The organism is Cellulomonas sp. Leaf395 (assembly GCF_001424125.1).
Taxonomy (GTDB): domain Bacteria; phylum Actinomycetota; class Actinomycetes; order Actinomycetales; family Cellulomonadaceae; genus Cellulomonas.
Genome location: NZ_LMQI01000005.1, coordinates 385,461 through 403,655 on the forward strand (window position 1 = coordinate 385,461; position 18,195 = coordinate 403,655).

An 18,195-nucleotide genomic window follows, 5' to 3' on the forward strand; every position below is an offset into this window, starting at 1 on the left:
ACCCGCTACAGCCCGAACACCGCGGTGGGCCTCCCGCGCACCAGGTCGACGACGGCCTCGGCCGCCTCGTCCTCGTCGAGTCTGTGGTCCGCGACAAGGCCGGCCAGGTAGCCGGCGTCGAGCCGCCGTGCCATGTCGTGGCGGGCGGGGATCGAGCAGATCGCCCGGGTGTCGTCGATGAACCCGCTGGTGCGGGACAGGCCGGCGGTCTCGGAGACGGCGGACCGCCAGCGGCGGATGGCGTCCGGTGCGTCGAGGAACCACCAGGGCGCGCCGACGTACACCGACGGGTAGAAGCCGGCGAGCGGGGCGAGCTCGCGGGAGAACACGGACTCGTCGAGCGTGAAGAGCACGAGCGTGAGATTCGGGTGGGTGCCGTACCGGTCGAGCAGCGGCCGCAGGGCGTCCGTGAAGGCGCCGGGCAGCGGCAGGTCGTGGCCGGTGTCCGGCCCGAACCGAGCGCCCGTCGGCCGGTGGTGGCCCCGGCGCACCCCGGGGTGCAGCGTCATGGTGAGGCCGTCCTCGGTCGCCATCCGGGCCATCTCCAGCAGCATGTGCCTGCGCAGCGCCGTCGCCTGGCTCGCCTCGACGGTCCCGAGAAGCGCCTCGCTGTAGATCCGCTCGGCCTCGTCCGCGTCGAGCGGCTCGGTGCCGACGTCCTCGTGGCTGTGGTCGGTGGAGACGCCGCCGTGCCGCCGGAAGTGCGTGCGCCGGGTCTCCATCGCGGCGACCCAGCCGGCGTAGCAGCCGGTGTCGATGCCCGCGACCGCGCCGAGGTGCAGCACGTCGCGCGCCCAGTCGGGCCGTCCCGCCTCGAGGTACCTGTCGGGGCGGAACGTCGGCACCACCCGTCCGGTGAACGTCGGGTCGGCGCGAAGGGCCGCGTGGGCGGCCAGGTCGTCGACGGGGTCGTCGGTGGTGGCGAGGACCTCGATCCGGAACCGGTCGAACAGCGCCCGGGGACGGAAGGCGGGCTGCGCGAGCTGGTCGGCGATCCCGTCGTACAGCGCGTCGGCCGTCTCGGCGCTCGGCCTCAGGTCAAGGCCGAACACGTCGACCAGCGCGCTCTCCAGCCAGTACTTCACCGGGGTGCCGCGGTACACGGACCAGTTCTCGCACAGGAGGCGCCACCCCTCGCGAGCCGCCGCGGGGGAGAGCGGCCCCTGACCGACGCCGAGCCGGTCGAGCGGCACGCCGGACGCGTGGAGCAGCCGCGTGACGTAGTGGTCCGGCGTGACCAGCAGGGTCGTCGGGTCGGGGAAGGGCTGGTCCTCGAGGAGCAGCCGCGCCTCGACGTGCCCGTGCGGGGAGAGGATCGGCAGGTCGCGGACCTCGTCGTAGAGACGGCGGGCGATCGACCTCAGCTCGGGTGCTGCCGGGAGCAACCGGTCGGGGTGCAGGCGCAAGGCCTGCCCGGTGAGCGTCGGCACGCCTCAGTCCTCCCGTGCGGCGCGACGGGCGGCGACCTCGGCCACCATGCTCCGGAAGCGGGTCTCGGTCAGCGGGTAGAAGACCATGATGACGACGCCGACCAGGATGAACGCGGCGGGGACGAACCCAGCGATGTACCGGATGCCGTCCTGCGTCGCCTGGCTCTGCACGTCCTGCTGCGCCACGTACCCGACGAAGCCGAGCCCGTACGCGGCAGCGGCGCCGCCGACGGCCTGCCCGACCTTGCGGGTGAACGAGAAGACCGCGTAGGTCGTCCCCTCCGTGCGCACACCGGTCCGCCACTCGCCGTACTCGACGGTGTCTGCCTCGAGCGCCCACATCAGGGTGTTCACGGCGGCCAGGCCGACGCCGTAGAGGCCGAAGAACGTGATCGCCAGCCCGGGCAGGGTGGACGGCGTCAGCGCGATCCCGACGGCGGCGATGATCGCCAGCACGCTGCTGGCCACGTAGGCGGGCTTCTTGCCGACCGCCCGCACGATGCGGGGGATGAAGCCGGCGACGACGAACATCACGCCGGTGCTCACGACGGTCAGGATGATGAAGTAGTTGGCGTCGCCGAGCACGTCGCGGGCGTAGTACGCCTGCACGGTCTGCAGCGTGAACATGCCGACGAGGAACGACAGCGCGCTCAGGCACAGCATGAGAAGCGGACGGTTGCCCTTGAGCGTGCCCAGGCTCTGCTTGAGGGTCACGTGCGCCACGTCGCGGGCCACGCGCTCCTTCGACGTGGAGAACAGCAGCATGTAGAGGCCGAACCCGATCACGACGAACAGCAGCGTGGTCAGCGTCAGCGACTGCTGCAGGTTGTCCGAGCTCTTGATCTGCGGCGCCACGATGAACGCCAGAGCGATGATCGTCGCCGCGGTCCCCATCGACCGGAAGCTCGCCAGCCTGGCGCGCTCGACGGGCTCCTGCGTCATCGCGGACGCCAGCGAGCCGTAGGGGATGTTCACGAGGCTGTAGGCCAGCCCCAGCGCCGCGTAGGTGATGTACGCGTAGATGAGCTTGCCCGTGCCGCCCAGTCCGCCCGGGACGGTGAACGTGGCCACGGAGAGCAGCAGCAGGGGGAGCGAGCCGAACAGGAAGAAGGGGCGGAACTTGCCCCAGCGGGTCATCGTCTTGTCGACCTGCCGGCCGGCCCAGATGTCCGCGAAGGCGTCCCAGACGCGCACGACGAGGAACAGGGTCCCCGCCGCCGCGGCCGAGATGCCGACGACGTCGGTGTAGTAGAGCAGCAGGAACATCGACGTCATGGAGAACGCCAGGTTGTTGCCCGCGTCCCCGGCGGCGTAGCCGAGGTACGAGCGGAACCGGAGCTTGGGCGTGGTGGCAGGGGTGGCGATCGGGTCGGAGACAGCGACGGTGCTGGTCATGTCGACTCCTCGGTCGGGCCGCGCGGACGCGGCGGTGCTGGGGGTGGTCATGGCTTGGAGGTCCAGCGGCGGCGCAGCACGTGCGCGGCGGCCTTCGGGCGACGGTCCCGGGTGAAGACGCCCTTCTTGTTGCCGTCCACCCGGAACACGCTGTTCGAGGCGGTGGCGAAGTCCGCGAAGTTCCAGACCTGCTCACCGACGACGGCGTCGACCGCGTCGAACACGCGGTGGTTCATCTCCAGGTACTCGACCTGGTACTCCTCGGACCACGGCTGCGGGGTCAGCGAGTGCACCCCCGCGACGGTGTCCGCGCCGTACTCGGTGATGATGATCGGCTTGCCGTCGGTCGCCCACTGCTGCAGCTCCGCCAGCCACGCCGCCTCCGCCGCCACGAGGTCGCCCGTGTTGACGTACCACCCGTAGTAGCGGTTGAGCATGATCACGTCGCCGAGCTCGGAGACCTGGCACCTCCCGTGGGGTGCGAGCATCACGTTCACGAAGCCGACAGGCCGGCTCCGGTCCAGCTCGCGGGTGAGCGCGAAGAGCGGCTCGAAGTAGGCCCGTGCCGCGTCGGTGTCGGACTCGGGTTCGTTGGCGATCGACCAGAGCACGACGCTGGGGTGGTTCTTGTCCCGGCCGACCAGCTCACGGATCGCCTGCTTGTGCGCCTCCTGGCTGACGTCGTTGACGGTCTCCGGGGAGAACGTCGTGTAGTTCTCGCCGCCGAAGATCCCACCGGCCAGACCCATGTTCTGCCCCACGGCCGCGACCTCGTCGATGACGACGATGCCCTTGCGGTCCGCGTAGTCGTAGACCTCCTCGGCGTACGGGTAGTGCGACGTGCGGAACGAGTTGGCGCCGATCCAGTCGAGCAGCTCGAAGTCGTGCACCAGGTAGGCGTCGTCGTGGCCCTTGCCGCGCACGGCCGTGTCCTCGTGCTTGCCGAAGCCCTGGAAGTAGAACGGCTCGCCGTTGATGAGGAACTGCGTCCCGCGCACCTCGACGGTCCGGACGCCGACGCTCTGGTGGTAGCTGTCGACGGGCGTCCCCGAGGGGTCGAGGAGCTGGATCTGCGCGTCGTAGAGGTACCCGGCGCCGGGCTCCCAGCGGTGCACGTCCGGGACGGTCAGCTCGCCGCTGGGACCGTCGGCAATGGCCACGGCCCGGCCGTCGGCGTCGCGCAGCGTCACGCGCACGTCGTGCTGCGGCCCGCCCGCGACCGTGACGTCGTACGCGACGACACCCGTCGTGCCCTGCAGGTCCGTGACCACCACGATGTCGTCGACGTAGGTCGTCGGCGTCGCGTACAGCCAGACCGACCGGTGCAGGCCGGCGAAGTTGAAGAAGTCGTGGAAGTACTGCTGCCGACGCCCCTGCGGGGTGTCACGCACGATGCCCGGCGGGATGGTCTGGAACGTCAGCTCGTTGTTCACCACCACGGTGACGCGGACCTCGTCACCGGGGGAGACGAGGTCGGTGACGTCGGCCTCGAACGGCGTGTACCCGCCCTCGTGGCGGGCCACCTCGGTGTCCCCGACCCAGACGACCGCGGCGTGCGTCGCGGAGTCGAACCGCAGCACGACACGCTGACCGGCCCATCCGCGCGGCACCCGGACCGTGGTCTGGTACCAGGCGTCGCCGACGTGGTCCCGGCCGGTGGTCCCCACGAGCACGTCGTTGTAGCTCGCGGGGACCGGCATGGCCTGCGCACCGGCCAGCGGGGCACGGTGCCAGCCCTCACGCCGACCGGCGCCCGTCGCGTCGAGGCGGAAGTCCCACAAGCCGTTCAGGGTCTTGCGCTCGCGGCTCGCGGTGTCCTGTGGACGAAGCATCGGTGCTCTCCTCTCATCGCCGGCGACGCATCTGCGCAGTGGCCGGTAGAACTATTGAGGACCCGTGATCACGCGACGACAAGCGGTTGCCATGACTTGTCGCGGTGCCTACCGTCGGAAGGTGGAGGAGCACCGGGTCCCGACGATCTACGACGTGGCGCAGGCCTGTGGCGTCGCCCCGTCGACCGTGTCACGGGCGTTCTCCCGACCGGGCCGGGTGAACGCCGAGACGGCCGCTCGCATCCGGCAGGTGGCGGAGGAGATGGGCTACCGGGCGAACCCGTTGGCCCGCGCGCTGCCCACGGGCAAGACGTCGCTCCTGGCGCTCGTCGTCTCCGACGTGACCAACCCGTTCTACTTCGGCATCATCCGTGGGGCCGAGCTCGCGGCGAACGAGGCCGACTACACGTTGCTCGTGGCGGACGTGTACGAGTCGGCGGTGGTGGAGCGCAAGGCGCTCGAGCGCGCGCTGCCCCTCGTCGAAGGGGTCGTCCTGGGGACGTCGCGGATGTCGGACTCGGCGATCCGGGTGATGGCGCAGCAGCGTCCTACCGTGGTGCTCAACCGCGTGCTGACCGGGATCCCGAGCGTCGTCACGGACAACACCCGCGGGATGCGGAGCGCCGTCGAGCACCTCGCGGGGCTCGAGCACCGCACGGTGGCGTACGTCGCGGGACCAGAGGCGTCGTGGGCCGACGGCATGCGCTGGCGCGCCATGCGCGAGAGCGCCGACGAGCTCGGCCTGCGGGTGCTGCGGTTCGGTCCCTACGCTCCGACGCTCGGCGGCGGCGGTGAGGCCGCGGAGGCCGTCGCCGCGTCGGCAGCGACCGCGGTGGTCGCCTACAACGACGTGGTCGCCATCGGGCTCATGCGTGCGCTGCAGGCGTCTGGCGTGCGGGTGCCGCGGGACGTGAGCGTGGTGGGCTTCGACAACATCTTCGGCGCGGAGCTCTGCTCGCCCACCCTCACCACCGTGGCAGCCCCACTGGCAGCCCTGGGTGCGTACGCGGTCCGGACCCTCCTCGCGGGCATGGGCTCGCGCACACCGCCGCAGGTCCGTCCTGCGCTGCTCCCCGCGACGCTCGTGGTCCGGGAGTCCACGGCGCGACGGCTGCGCCGCCGACGCTGATGCCCGCAGCCCGCCGGGGCAAGTGACGGCAACCGGTTGCCTTCGGGTGACGACGGGGGCTCACTGGATCGAGGCCTCAGGCGAGGCCATCGGTCAGGAGGTGTTCATCGTGCACGACGAGACGGGTTGGGAGCGCACCGAAGCGCCCGCCACCGTACGGATCGTCCATCTGGGCCTCGGGGCGTTCGCCCGGGCACATCTGCTCTGGTACACCCAGCGCGCCAACGAGCTGTCAGACCCCGCCGACCGCTGGGGCGTGGCCGCGTTCACGGGCCGCTCGGCGGCGGCCGCTGCCCCGCTCAGGGCGCAGGACGGCCGGTACACGCTGCTCGTCCGGTCCGCGCGGCTGGACGAGGCCGAGGTCGTCGACGCCCTCGTGTCCGTGCACGACGGCGCCGACGGCGACGCCTGGCGCGGGTACCTGCGGCGTACCGAGGTCGGCGTCGTCAGCCTCACCGTCACCGAGGCGGGGTACCGGCGCGACGCGGACGGCGGGCTCGACCTGTCCGACGCCGACGTCGTCGGCGACCTCGAGCGCGACGCCGTCGACTCCACGACCGCACCCGGGCGTCTCGTCGACGGGTTGCGCGCCCGCCGCGACGCCGGAGCCGGCCAGATCGCGGTGGTCAGCTGCGACAACCTGCCCGACAACGGTGCCGTGCTGCGCCGGGTCACTCTCGAGATGGCGTCGGCTGTGGACGAGTCGCTGGCCGACTGGATCGCCCAGAACGTCTCCTTCGTCTCGACGATGGTCGACCGCATCACGCCGGCGACGACCGACACCGACCGCGCGATCACGTTCGTGCTGACAGGGCGCAGCGACCGCGCGCCCGTCGTCACGGAGCCGTTCAGCGAGTGGGTGCTGCAGGGCGACTTCCCGGCCGGCCGACCCGCCTGGTACCGCGTCGGCGCGCAGTTCGTCGACGACCTGGAGCCGTACGAGCGCCGCAAGCTGTGGCTGCTGAACGCCGGCCACACCCTCCTTGCGTACCGCGGAGCCCAGCGGGGGTGCACCACGGTGGCCGAGGCGTTCGCGGACCCCGTGTGCCGCGCCGAGGTGGAGGAGCTCTGGTCCGAGGCCGCGGAGGTGCTCCCGCTGCCCACCGAGACCGCGCTCGCCGCGCTGCGCGAGCGGTTCTCGAACCCTCGCATCGAGCACCGCCTGGCCCAGATCGGCCGCGACGGGTCACAGAAGCTGCCCGTCCGGATCCTGGCTGTCGCGCAGGCGCGAGCCGCCGCCGGGCTGCCCGTGGGCAAGGCGGGCGCGGGAGTCGTCGCCGACTGGATCCTGCACCTGCAGGACCACGACGTCACGACCTCCGACCCGCACGCCGTCGCACTGGCCGAACGCCTGCGCGGCCAGGGCAGCGCCACGGCGGCCCGGTCCGCCCTCGACGTCCTCGCGCCCGGCCTCGCACGCAAGGACGTGTACGCGCGTCACGTGGCCGAACAGCTCGTCCTCCGTACCCGCCCGCACCACCGCACCTTGTCAGGAGCCCGACCATGAAGATCGTCGCCGCCGACGTCGTCGTCACCAGCCCGAACCGCAACTTCGTCACCCTGAAGATCACGACAGACGAAGGTCTGACCGGGCTCGGTGACGCCACCCTCAACGGCCGCGAGCTGGCTGTCGTCAGCTACCTGCGCGACCACGTCGCGCCCCTGCTGATCGGCCGCGACGCGTCCCGCATCGAGGACACCTGGCAGTTCCTGTACCGCAGCGGCTACTGGCGCCGCGGCCCGGTGACCATGGCGGCCATCGCCGCGGTCGACATGGCCCTGTGGGACATCAAGGGCAAGGCCGCCGAGATGCCGGTCTATCAGCTGCTCGGGGGAGCCAGCCGGGACGGTCTCATGGCCTACGGGCACGCATCCGGGACGTCCCTGCCCGCGCTGTTCGACTCCATCCGCGAGCACCAGGAGCAGGGCTACCGCTCGATCCGCGTGCAGACCGGCGTGCCGGGGCTCAAGTCCATCTACGGCATCGCGGCACAGTCGACGACGGGGGAGCGGTACGACCACGAGCCGGCCCAGCGCGGCGCCTACCCCGCCGAGGAGGACTGGGACACCCGCTCCTACCTCCGCCACCTGCCGACCGTGTTCGAGGCGGTGCGCCACGAGTTCGGTCCGGACCTGCCGCTGCTGCACGACGGGCACCACCGGATGACCCCCATCCAGGCCGCCAGGCTGGGCAAGTCCCTCGAGCCGTACGACCTGTTCTGGCTCGAGGACTGCACGCCCGCCGAGAACCAGGAGGCCCTGCGTCTGGTCCGGCAGCACACCACGACCCCGCTGGCGATCGGCGAGATCTTCAACACCGTGTGGGACTTCCAGGCGCTCATCAAGGAACAGCTCATCGACTACGTCCGGGCCGCCTCGACGCACTTCGGGGGCATCAGCCCGCTGCGCAAGGTGATGGACTACGCCGCGCAGTACCAGGTCAAGTCCGGGTTCCACGGGCCGACGGACATCTCCCCGGTCGGGCTGGCCGCCCAGATGCACGTGGGCCTGGCCATCCACAACTTCGGCATCCAGGAGTACATGCAGCACGGCGCGAAGACCAACGCGGTGTTCCAGCAGTCGTTCACGTTCACCGACGGCTACCTGCACCCCGGCGACAAGCCCGGCCTCGGTGTCGAGCTCGACGTGGACGAGGCCGGCAGGTACCCCTACGAGGTCGCGTACCTGCCGTACAACCGGCTGGCCGACGGCACGGTGCACGACTGGTGACGCACCACGTCGTGATGGGCGTCTCCGGCTGCGGCAAGTCGACCGTGGGCGCGCTGCTCGCCGACCGGCTCGGAGTCCCGTTCCTCGACGCCGACGACCTCCATCCCGCGGGGAACCTGGCGAAGATGGCGCACGGCACGCCGCTCGACGACGCCGACCGGTGGCCGTGGCTGCGGCTCGTCGGCCTGGCGCTCGCCGCCCACCCGGACGGCGCGGTCGTGGCGTGCTCCGCGCTGCGACGTGCCTACCGCGACATGCTCCGCGACGCCGTCCCGGGTCTGCGGTTCGTGCACCTGGTCGGGACGCGCGAGCAGCTTGCGTCTCGTATGCGCGCCCGTGAGCGCCACTTCATGCCGGTGTCCCTCCTCGACACCCAGCTGGCGACGCTCGAGCCGCTGGGTGGCGACGAGGCCGGCGTCGTCCTCGACTGCACCCTCGACGCCGCGACGCTCGCCGCGCGTGCCGGCGAGCCCGGGCGTGTCGCGGTCATGCCGGGCCTTGTGGACAGATTCCGCGCAGGAGTAGACACGAGGTGACCCGAGGGGGCGGTCGCGATGGTGCGGATCTGCACGTGGAACCTGGAGAACCTGTTCCTCCCTGGCGAGGCGGCCGGCCCCGAGACCGCCGCCCAGTACCAGGCGAAGCTCACCGCGCTCGCCGACGTCATCGTCACGATGGCCCCCGACGTCCTCGCGGTCCAGGAGGTCGGTGACGTCGCTGCCCTGACCGACCTGGCCGAGCGCGTCGGCGGCACGTGGCACCAGGCGACGGCGGCGCCGGACCGGCGGGGCATCCGGGTCGGCTTTCTGTCCCGGCTCCCGATGACCTCCGTGCGCCAGTGGATCGCGTTCCCCGCCGGCCTGCGCCCGATCCAGGTCGACGACACAGCAGTGTCCAGCTCGACGATGGGGCGAGCCGCGCTCCAGGTCCGCGTGAACGTGGCCGGCCGCCGCATCGACCTCATCGCCTGCCACCTCAAGTCCAAGCTGCTGACGTTCCCCGGTGGTCGCTTCTCCACCGACGACGAGGGTGAGCGGGCACGGTTCGGTGCGTACGCCTTGCACCGGCGATCGGCCGAGTCGGTCACCGTTCGTGCGGCCGCGACCCGCAGGCTCGCCGCGGTCGACGGCGGTGCGGCCGTCGTGGTGCTGGGCGACCTCAACGACGAGCCGCAGGCGGCGACGGCGCAGATCCTGCTCGGCCCGACGGGCTCGGAGATCGGCACCGGGGGTTTCGCGCGACCCGACCTGGGCGACCGGCAGCGCCTGTGGAACCTGGCAGCCCGCATCCCCGAGGCGCAGCGGTACTCGCGCGAGTACCGCGGCCGCAAGGAGCTGATCGACCACATCCTCGTCAGCCACGCCCTCGTCGGCCTGGTCGCCGACGGTGCGGTCACCACCGACGGTGCGGGACCGGTCCCGTCGATCACCGACGACCCGAACGCCCGTCGCGGGGAGCCGGGCTCGGACCACCGTCCCGTCCTCGCGAACATCAGCCTGTAGAGAGGAGATCCCCCCATGGCTCTCACCACGGTCGCCGCGATCCAGGCCGCTCCCGTCCTCATGGACCAGCGGGCGTGCGTGGAGAAGGCGGCCCACCTGATCGCGAAGGCCGCCGCCGAGGGTGCCCAGCTCGTCGTCTTCCCGGAGGTCTTCATCCCGGGCACGCCCATCTGGATGGACTCCCGGCCCATCTGGGACGGCGACGAGGAGTGGTTCGCCCTCCTCCTCGACCAGGCTGTGGTCGTGCCCGGACCGGTGACCGAGGCGCTGGGTGCGGCCGCGGCGGAGGCCGGCGTGCACGTGGTGGTGAACGTCGAGGAGCGTGAGCCGCACGGCTCCACGATCTACAACACCACGCTCTACCTCGGTCCTGACGGGAGCCTGCTCGGCAAGCACCGCAAGCTCATGCCCACCGGGTCGGAGCGCACGGTCTGGGGCATGGGCGACGGGTCGACCCTGCCTGTCGTCGACACCCCGTTCGGCCGGCTCAGCGGCCTGACGTGCTGGGAGAACTACATGCCCTTGGCGCGCTTCTACCTCTACGCCCAAGGGGTCGACGTCTGGGTGGCCCCCACGCTCGCGACCGGCGACGGCTGGGTCGCGACCCTGCGCCACATCGCCCGTGAGGGACGCTGCTACGTCATCGGCGCGAACCCGTGCACCCACATCGACCAGATCCCGGCCGACTTCCCGCGCCGGGACGAGGTCTGGACAGTGAAGGAGGGCGACGACGGCTGGGTGGAACCCGGCAACAGCGTGATCGTGGGACCCAACGGCGAGCTTCTCGCCGGTCCGGCCCGCCACGAGGAGACCATCCTCACCGCCGACATCGACCTCGCCCAGGTCCGCGCGGCCCGCCGGCTGTTCGACCCCACCGGGCACTACCACCGACCGGACATCTTCCGGCTCACTGTCGACACCCGACCGCGACCGGCCGTCACGCTCGCCGACGGCTAGGTGCGGCCCGACGATCACCCGGGTGAGCGGGCCACCGGGTGAGCACGCCACCACAGCCCGCGCGCACGATGAGCAGACCCCGGGCGAAACGTCGTCCGGCGCCGGCGACCCCTCGGGGTCAACCGAAGGAGAGACACCATGCCGCGGATGCTGAGACGCGCAGCCGTCCTGGGGGCGACCGCCCACGTCGCCTCCAACCGGGGAGCCGCGCGAGCGAATGCCCAGAATGCCCAGCAGGCCGCGCAACAGCCGCCCGCGCCGCAGTACGAGGCCCCCGTGCCCGACGCCGCACCCGCTCCGACCGACATCTACGCGGAGCTCACCCAGCTCAAGGGGCTTCTCGACGCAGGCGTCCTGACCCAGGCGGAGTTCGACGCACAGAAGCAGAAGCTTCTCGCCGGCTGACAGCACGCCCGGAGACTCGACCACCCCAGCCCTGCTCAGCGCCCAGGAGACCAGCATGTCCATCGGACCCGTCCAGCTGCTCGTCGTCGCTTTCGACCGGCCGAACTTCACCGGCGAGATCCTCGACGAGCTCGCCTACCTGCGTGACAACGACCAGATCCGCCTCATCGACGTGCTCGCGGTGCAGAAGACCGAGCACGGGACGATCGAGGCGCTGCGGTGGAGCGACCTGTCGATCGAGGAGGCAGAGGATCTCGGCGCCACCGTCGGCGCCCTCCTCGGCCTGGGTGTCGCGGGGGAGGAGGGCGCCGAGGCCGGGGCGCGCGCGGGCTTCGAGGCCGGGTCGGACGGTCACCTCATCGACGACGCCCAGGTCTGGGACGTCGCCGACACGATCCCTGCCGGCAGTGCGGCCGCGATCGCGCTGATCGAGCACATCTGGGCGAAGCCCTTGCGCGAGACGATCGAGCGGGCCGGCGGCGTCGTGGTCAGCGGCGAGTTCATCCACCCGCTCGACCTGCTGGACGTCGGGCTGCTGACCTCGGTCGAGCTCGACCTCGAGACGTCGGACGGGTGACGCGGACGTCCCCGGAGCGATCGGTGATCCGAAGGAGACCCATGCGCAAGTCACTCGCCCTCGTGCCGCTGCTCGTCACGGCTCTTGCCCTCGGCGCCTGTTCATCGAACGAGCCGGAACCGGCGGCGACCCCGACGCCCACGCCGACGCCCACCGGGGTCACGGTCGCGCAGTGGGCCGACACCGTCTGCGTCTCCCTGGGGGAGCTCTCGACCGCGGTCAGCTCGGTCACACAGGGACTGAGCCTGGAGCTGGGCTCGGGCGACGCCGGGGAGCAGCTCAAGGAACAGCTCAGGGAGAAGGCGGAGACGGTCGGCACGACCGCTGAGGATCTCGTGTCCGCCATCAGGACGGCGCCGGACACCGAGGAGGCGAAGGAGCTCAGCGTCACGCTGCAGGATGCCGCCGAGGACGTCAGGTCCGCGACGCAGGACACGAAGGACGCCGCCCAGGCGGCCGCCGACGCGACGACGCGTGCGGAGTTCCTCGACGCCGCCGGCACGACGCTCGTCGCAGCGTCAGCGGCACTGGCGGCCACCGAGACCTTCGCCACGACGGTGGAGTCAGCCGCGTCCGTGACGGGGGACACCCTGAGCTCTGCGTTCGCCGACGTCGACAGCTGCGTGACACCGACCAGCACGCCGTGATCCGGAGACGCCGGGCCGCCTGCTAGGTGACCAGCTCGCGGGGGAACACGAGCACGTCGACCAGGGCGCCGTTGCGCCAGACGGTGATCTCGATCCGGCGGTCGATCGCGTCCTCGACCATGAGCTTCTGCACAGCGGTCGCCGTGACGACGCGGCTGCCGTCCAGCTCGACCACGATGTCGCCGCGGTGCAGGTCGGCCAGGGCGGCCGGGCTGCCGGGGGAGATCCCGGCGATCTGCAGCCCGGTCGGGGAGCCGATCCGCTCGGCCAGGTGCGGGGGCAGCGGGACCTGCGCGCCGATGATGCCCAGCCACGCTCGGCGCACACGACCGGTGGTCATCAGCGCGGTGATGATCTCCCGGGTGGTGGTGTTGATCGGCACCGCCAGGCCGACCCCGATGCCCGCCAGGGCCGTGTTCACGCCGACCATCCGGCCCGCGCTGTCCGCCAGCACACCGCCGCTGTTGCCGGGGTTGAGCGCGGCGTCGGTCTGCACCACCTCGTCGACGACTCGGCCTGAGGCAGTGGGCAGCGAGCGGCCGAGCGCGGAGACGATGCCGGCCGTGACGCTGCCGGCCAGACCCAACGGGTTGCCGAGCGCCACCACCAGCTGGCCGACCCGCAGCCGGGCGGCGTCGCCGAGGGTGACCGGCACGGGCACGTCGCCGCGGGCGAGCAGCACCGCGAGGTCCGAGAGCGGGTCACGCCCGACGACGTCGGCCTGCAAGGTGGTGCCGTTGCCGAACGCCGCCGTGGCGAGCGTGGCGCCGGCCACCACGTGCGCGCTGGTCAGCAGGTAGCCGTCGGCCGTGATGACGCTCGCGCTTCCGGCACCGGTCCGGCGTCCGGACCGGACGGTCAGGCTGGCGACGCTGGGCAGCACCGCCTCCGCGACGGACACGACCGTGCGCGAGTACGCGTCAAGCGGGTCTTCCTCCACGGCCTCTACAGCGACGTGCGGCCGGCCGGTATGCCGCGGTTCGCCCCGGGCGCAACAGCGCCGGTCCTGCGACGGGGCAGCGTCGGAGTATTCGGCGAGCGACGCCCCGAGCCGACGACCAGGCCGGCCCGGGGCGTTGTCCCGCTCAGTGCCCGCGACCGACGGGCTGGAAGTAGTTCGCCGCCGTGTAGTCGGCGACGTTCCAGCCGAGCACCTTCGCCTGGACGTCGGCGGTGCGGTAGTGCAGGCCCGCCCAGATGCGCGCCTCGGTGACCTCCGCGACCGACTCCGAGAAGCTCCCGAACGTGCGTGTGCGGGGATCAGCAGCACCCAGGAGTGTCGACAGGCTGGTGATCTGGTAGCCACCTTCGATCACGTCGCCGAAGAACATCTGCAGGACGCGCGTGTGTGCGCCGTCCAGACAGAGGTGGCCCGACGGGTGGTCCGGGTAGGGCGCCGAGATCAGCGGAATCCAGTCGTCGTCCGGCTCCGTCGCCATGTTGCCGTCCTCGGCTGCACGCGGGATGGCGTTCCACGGTCGCCAGAAGTCCCGGTAGTACTTGTCGTTCCAGCAGCTGATCGACGCGTCGGCACCGCTCAGGTTCTCCATCGCGAGGAGGCGGGCGCTGTCAGCGATGCTGAGGCTGTTCCGCACGGCGAGGTCCCTCGCCACCTGGTTCCAGCTGGCCACGGGCTGGCTCTGCCACCAGCGCGCGATGTAGGTCTGCAGCGGCGTTCTGACGGTGCTGTTCGCGGCTCCGAGCGCCTTGACCTCGTTGAACTCCTGGGCCCAGATGGCGCTGGACAGCGCACTCGGCCCGGGGGTGCGGAACTGCGAGGCGGTCTGCACGACGAAGGGGTCCACCTCGCCCACCCACGGCGTGGGATCGAGGATCAGCTGCCCGGTGGTCGGGTTCGTCTGCGGCCACCAGTGCCCCGGAGCAGTGTTCGGCACCCACACCGAAGGCCCGAAGCGTCCGTCGTCCTCGCGAGCGGCGATCATGGCGCCGGCTGCGGCGTTCCCGGCAGCGACCCCTTGGGTCTTGAAGGCGCCGTTCGGGACCTCGGCCAGCGCCGTCGCGTACTGCGCGGCGAGCGAGTCCAGCAGGGTCGCTCTCGCCGCGTCCGGGACGTTCGGCACGGTGGACACGATGTGGTGGAGGACGCCGTAGGCAGCCGTTGCGACGGCGGCGTCCTTCGAGGCGTTCGCCGAGAAGCGTCGGTCGAGGAGATACGGCCGGTAGTGCTTGGGCTCGGTCGCGTTGACAGCGTCGTACACCGCACCCTGGACCATCGCCACGTGGATCTGCGCGGCGGGCGGGGCTCCGCCCGCAGGACCGGGAAGCCCGATGAGCGTGTTCACGGCGATGGCGTTCCACTCCGTGACGGCGTTCCGGGGGGGATCCCCGCGTGCTGGAACGGACAGCGTGCTCAGCGCGAGCACCACGACGGCGACGGCCGCCAGCCTCACTCGATTCGTTCTCATCGCGTCCCCTTCTCAGGAGGGGCCACGACCAGAGTTCGGAGGGCCCCCGAACCGGATTCAGTGCATCCCAGTCAACGACGTCCGGTTTGAGGAGACAACCACCTGTATGGGCGATTTTCGGGCTCGACATGAGGTCGAGCAGCACGACGAAGAGCTCGCGCACGTCGAGGTCGGTCCGGCCGACTCGTGGGGCTGGCCTTCGCCGGCCGGCGGCCCTCGGTGCGCACCTGCGACCGCTGTCGCGGTCGTGCTCGCGCTGGTCGGGTTCGCGAAGCACCTGCGCGAGGAGCGAGAGCACGCTCGGGGCGTCGCGGCCCCTCACTGGAGGGAGGAGGGGCCGCGACGGTCTGTCAGATCGCGACGATGTCGATCTGCGCAAACTCCTCGTCACCGATGACGGACCGGATCCAGTCCTGCGCCGCCTGGGTGTCGACGCGGTACCCGAAGTCGGTGCCGCGGCAGTACGAGTTCAGACCGAACGACGTCACGGCCACGATGGTGTTCGAGGTGTAGCCGCCGTAGAACACCGGGCCGCCGGAGTCCCCGGAGCACGTGCCGCCCTTACCCTTGCCGTTGCCGGTGGTCTGGAGGTTGAACCCGCCGGTGTAGGCGCTCGTCAGGTTCGTCAGGCGAGCGGACGCCATCAGCCGCTCGCGGAACGACTCGACGCCGACGGGGCTGCTGTAGGACAGGCCGTACCCGCTCGCCGTGAACGTCACGTCCTTCGTGCCCTGCGCCGTCGCAAGGCTGTCGAGCGAGCCGACCGCGGCGAGCGAGCCGTACTCCTCCAGGTAGATCGGCTGGTCGAGGATCACCAGGCCGATGTCCTTGGTGTCGGGGAAGCCCGCGAAGTCGTCGAAGCCCCAGTTGTAGGTCTCGTCCGACGTCGCGCACACGACGCCGAGGGTGTCGCCGGCGCAGATGTCGGGGTAGCCGGTGATGGGGTCGCGCATGGTCACGGGGTCGTAGTTCACGCCGGCGTCCTGCTGGAAGTACACGACCGCGGTCGCGACGTCCTCCGTGCAGTGGCCGGCCGTGAGGAACACGGTCGGGGTGAGCAGCGAACCGGAGCACCGGCCCGCGAACACACCGTCGGCGTCGAAGGTGGTGAGCAGGCCGACGTACGGGTGCTCGAAGTCCTTGACGTAGTTGCCTGTGATCGCGGCGGCGGGTGACGCCGATGCGACGAGCAGGCCGAGCAGCGCGGTGAGCGCCAGGAGGATCTTGCGCACAGTGCCTCCCTGAGGGGATCGGACGGTCGGTCGACCGTCTCAGCGCAGGCTAGGACCGGATGGCGATTCGGGCATCCCGGGCGCACCGTGCGTGTCGGCCGCGGCGACGGCTCAGCGGCCGCCCGTCAGCCTGCGGTGGCGCTGTGCCACACCCGCAACCCCGTACGGGTAGTCGTCGACGATCGGCGCGCTGGCATCGGTGAGGCGGGTCAGCTCGTCGTCGGTGAGGTCGAGGTCCGTCGCACCCATGTTGTCGAGCAGCTGGTCGACCGTACGTGCACCGAGGATCACAGAGGTGACCGTGGGACGGCTGCTGAGCCAGGCGAGCGCGACCTGCGACATCGGCACGCTGTGCGACTGTGCGACGTCCCGCACGGTGTCCACGACCCGCCACGTGCGCTCCTGGGCGTTGCGCGCCTCCCAGGCCTCCATGCCGCGCTGCGGGTTCTCGCCGAGGCGCGTCGCTCCGTGCGGCGGCACGTCACGCTCGTACTTGCCGGTGAGCCAGCCCCCACCGAGCGGGGACCACGGCAGGAGACCGACACCCGCGTCCAGCGCGGCCGGGACGACTTCGTGCTCGATGTCCCGGACCAGCAGGTTGTACTGGGGCTGGAGGGTGACCGGCGTGGCCCAGCCGTGCGCCCGGGCGACGTGCACCGCCTTGGTCAGCTGCCAGCCGAGGTAGTTGGAGAAGCCGTAGTAGGAGATCTTCCCCGCTCGCACGGCATCGTCGAGGAAGCCGAGCGTCTCCTCGACCGGCGTGAGGGCGTCCCAGGCGTGCATCTGGTAGAGGTCCACGTGCTCGACGCCGAGTCGGCGCAACGACGCGTCGAGCGCATCGCGCAGGTGACGACGGGACAGGCCGAGGTCGTTCGGACCCTCTCCCATCGCGAAGCGCCCCTTCGTCGCCACGACGAGCTGGCGGGCCTCGGTCGGGTGGGCGGTCAGCCAGCGCCCGATGATCTCTTCCGAGGCGCCGGCAGAGTAGACGTCCGCCGTGTCGAGGAAGGTCCCGCCGTGCTCGACGAACGCCGTCAGGATGTCGGCCGACGTCGCCTCGTCGGCCTCCGACCCGAACGTCATCGTGCCGAGGCAGTGCGTCGAGACGACGGTGCCACTCGAGCCGAGGGTGCGGTACCGCATGGGAGGACCTCCTGAGCGACTGGACCTGAACAGTCCGAGAACACCACGGCCGCTCTGCACGCGCCAACGTTGGCTTCGAGTGCAATAGGCAGTCGGAGCCCACCGACAGGCTGTTCCCGTCAACTCCGACGTCGGCGCGAACGCGTCCCGCACCAGCCGGCCCTCCAAGAGGGCCGATTGCTACACCTGTTGCTGCACGCGTTTGCTACATCCTGCCTCGAAGCACACAGAAGGACCGCCTCGGAGCGTACCGAGACGGCCTCTGATATGCGGCAATGCTGGTGGGGATGCGGGGATCGAAGTGTTCTCAGCTGATTCGGCGTCACGGAGCTGTTGAAATCCTGTGTCTCACCTGGGGTCATGCGAAACAGTGCCCGTGCGATGAGAAGCCTATGCGGGAGGTGAATGTCCAATTCTGGTCACCTAGACATCGATTTTCCACGCCCTGTTCTCCCGTAAACGGCCGGGGCGGCAGCAGTCGGCTCGGATCTTCTCGGATTCGCTGGACGTCGGCCGGGTGAGGCCCTGTAGGGGGTCGGCGGGAGACGCCCGGCCGCCGCGACCGGGTCCAGGGGCCCCGTGGCGGGGCGCCGACCGGGGCATGAAGCGGTCGCCATGTCGTCCTCTGGCCCCCGTCGCGGTCGAGGTGCTCGTCCGCGGGGGTGCTGTGGGGCGTGATCACCGTCTGACGGTAGTCGCGTATGTCCAGCGCCGACTGCGTGCAGCCGTGCCGGATACGGCCGCGGACCGCCCGCGCAGGGCTCGGTCCCCTGCGGGTCGCCTCGCAGGC

At 71.1% G+C, this 18,195-nt stretch carries 16 protein-coding genes; 9 read left to right on the forward strand and 7 right to left on the reverse strand.

The window, feature by feature from the left end:
* Positions 1–5: 5 nt before the first annotated feature.
* Genes uxaC through uidA form a run of 3 tightly spaced genes read right to left on the reverse strand, consistent with a single transcriptional unit; the run spans position 6 to position 4,657 of the window.
* Complete coding sequence (gene uxaC / locus ASG23_RS16355; protein WP_056027265.1) at positions 6–1,430, reverse strand: glucuronate isomerase; 1,425 nt, start codon at positions 1,428–1,430, stop codon at positions 6–8.
* Between the two features lie 3 nt (positions 1,431–1,433).
* Positions 1,434–2,825: a glucuronide transporter gene (uidB, locus tag ASG23_RS16360; protein WP_056028466.1), complete on the reverse strand. Its 1,392-nt coding sequence runs from the start codon at positions 2,823–2,825 to the stop codon at positions 1,434–1,436.
* Between the two features lie 47 nt (positions 2,826–2,872).
* Positions 2,873–4,657 carry a beta-glucuronidase gene (gene uidA, locus ASG23_RS16365; RefSeq protein ID WP_056027269.1) on the reverse strand — a complete coding sequence of 595 codons (1,785 nt, stop codon included), beginning with the start codon at positions 4,655–4,657 and terminating at the stop codon, positions 2,873–2,875.
* Between the two features lie 121 nt (positions 4,658–4,778).
* Between uidA and ASG23_RS16370 the strand changes: the two genes are divergently transcribed.
* The 9 genes from ASG23_RS16370 to ASG23_RS16410 all read left to right on the forward strand — a co-directional run bounded on the left by ASG23_RS16370 (position 4,779) and on the right by ASG23_RS16410 (position 12,604).
* The gene (locus tag ASG23_RS16370; protein ID WP_235521179.1) at positions 4,779–5,786 is read left to right on the forward strand and encodes a LacI family DNA-binding transcriptional regulator; all 1,008 of its coding nucleotides are present in this window, start codon (positions 4,779–4,781) and stop codon (positions 5,784–5,786) included.
* A gap of 46 nt (positions 5,787–5,832) precedes the next feature.
* The gene (locus tag ASG23_RS16375; protein WP_235521181.1) at positions 5,833–7,293 is read left to right on the forward strand and encodes a mannitol dehydrogenase family protein; all 1,461 of its coding nucleotides are present in this window, start codon (positions 5,833–5,835) and stop codon (positions 7,291–7,293) included.
* On the forward strand, positions 7,290–8,516 hold the full coding sequence (manD, locus tag ASG23_RS16380) for a D-mannonate dehydratase ManD (RefSeq protein ID WP_056027275.1): 1,227 nt from the start codon (positions 7,290–7,292) through the stop codon (positions 8,514–8,516). The genes ASG23_RS16375 and manD overlap by 4 nt, the downstream gene beginning before the upstream one ends.
* The gene (locus ASG23_RS16385; protein WP_235521183.1) at positions 8,513–9,052 is read left to right on the forward strand and encodes a gluconokinase; all 540 of its coding nucleotides are present in this window, start codon (positions 8,513–8,515) and stop codon (positions 9,050–9,052) included. The genes manD and ASG23_RS16385 overlap by 4 nt, the downstream gene beginning before the upstream one ends.
* Before the next feature lie 18 nt (positions 9,053–9,070).
* Positions 9,071–10,018, forward strand: a complete 948-nt coding sequence (locus ASG23_RS16390) for an endonuclease/exonuclease/phosphatase family protein (RefSeq protein ID WP_200941629.1) — start codon at positions 9,071–9,073, stop codon at positions 10,016–10,018.
* A 15-nt stretch (positions 10,019–10,033) separates the two neighbouring features.
* Positions 10,034–10,975, forward strand: a complete 942-nt coding sequence (locus tag ASG23_RS16395) for a carbon-nitrogen hydrolase family protein (protein ID WP_056027278.1) — start codon at positions 10,034–10,036, stop codon at positions 10,973–10,975.
* Positions 10,976–11,122: 147 nt separating this feature from the next.
* Positions 11,123–11,380: an SHOCT domain-containing protein gene (locus tag ASG23_RS16400; protein WP_200941630.1), complete on the forward strand. Its 258-nt coding sequence runs from the start codon at positions 11,123–11,125 to the stop codon at positions 11,378–11,380.
* Positions 11,381–11,435: 55 nt separating this feature from the next.
* Positions 11,436–11,957 (forward strand): DUF1269 domain-containing protein, encoded by a 522-nt coding sequence (locus ASG23_RS16405; protein ID WP_056027283.1) that lies wholly within the window; start codon positions 11,436–11,438, stop codon positions 11,955–11,957.
* Positions 11,958–11,998: 41 nt separating this feature from the next.
* On the forward strand, positions 11,999–12,604 hold the full coding sequence (locus tag ASG23_RS16410) for a hypothetical protein (protein WP_056027285.1): 606 nt from the start codon (positions 11,999–12,001) through the stop codon (positions 12,602–12,604).
* Between the two features lie 22 nt (positions 12,605–12,626).
* Here the strand turns inward: ASG23_RS16410 and ASG23_RS16415 are convergent, their stop codons facing one another.
* From ASG23_RS16415 to ASG23_RS16430, 4 genes are all read right to left on the reverse strand, one after another.
* Positions 12,627–13,544, reverse strand: a complete 918-nt coding sequence (locus tag ASG23_RS16415; RefSeq protein WP_056027288.1) for a S1C family serine protease — start codon at positions 13,542–13,544, stop codon at positions 12,627–12,629.
* Between the two features lie 145 nt (positions 13,545–13,689).
* On the reverse strand, positions 13,690–15,030 hold the full coding sequence (locus ASG23_RS16420) for a vanadium-dependent haloperoxidase (protein ID WP_157465715.1): 1,341 nt from the start codon (positions 15,028–15,030) through the stop codon (positions 13,690–13,692).
* A 350-nt stretch (positions 15,031–15,380) separates the two neighbouring features.
* Complete coding sequence (locus ASG23_RS16425) at positions 15,381–16,262, reverse strand: trypsin-like serine protease (RefSeq protein ID WP_056027294.1); 882 nt, start codon at positions 16,260–16,262, stop codon at positions 15,381–15,383.
* A 111-nt stretch (positions 16,263–16,373) separates the two neighbouring features.
* The gene (locus ASG23_RS16430) at positions 16,374–17,405 is read right to left on the reverse strand and encodes an aldo/keto reductase (RefSeq protein WP_056027296.1); all 1,032 of its coding nucleotides are present in this window, start codon (positions 17,403–17,405) and stop codon (positions 16,374–16,376) included.
* Positions 17,406–18,195: the final 790 nt, after the last annotated feature.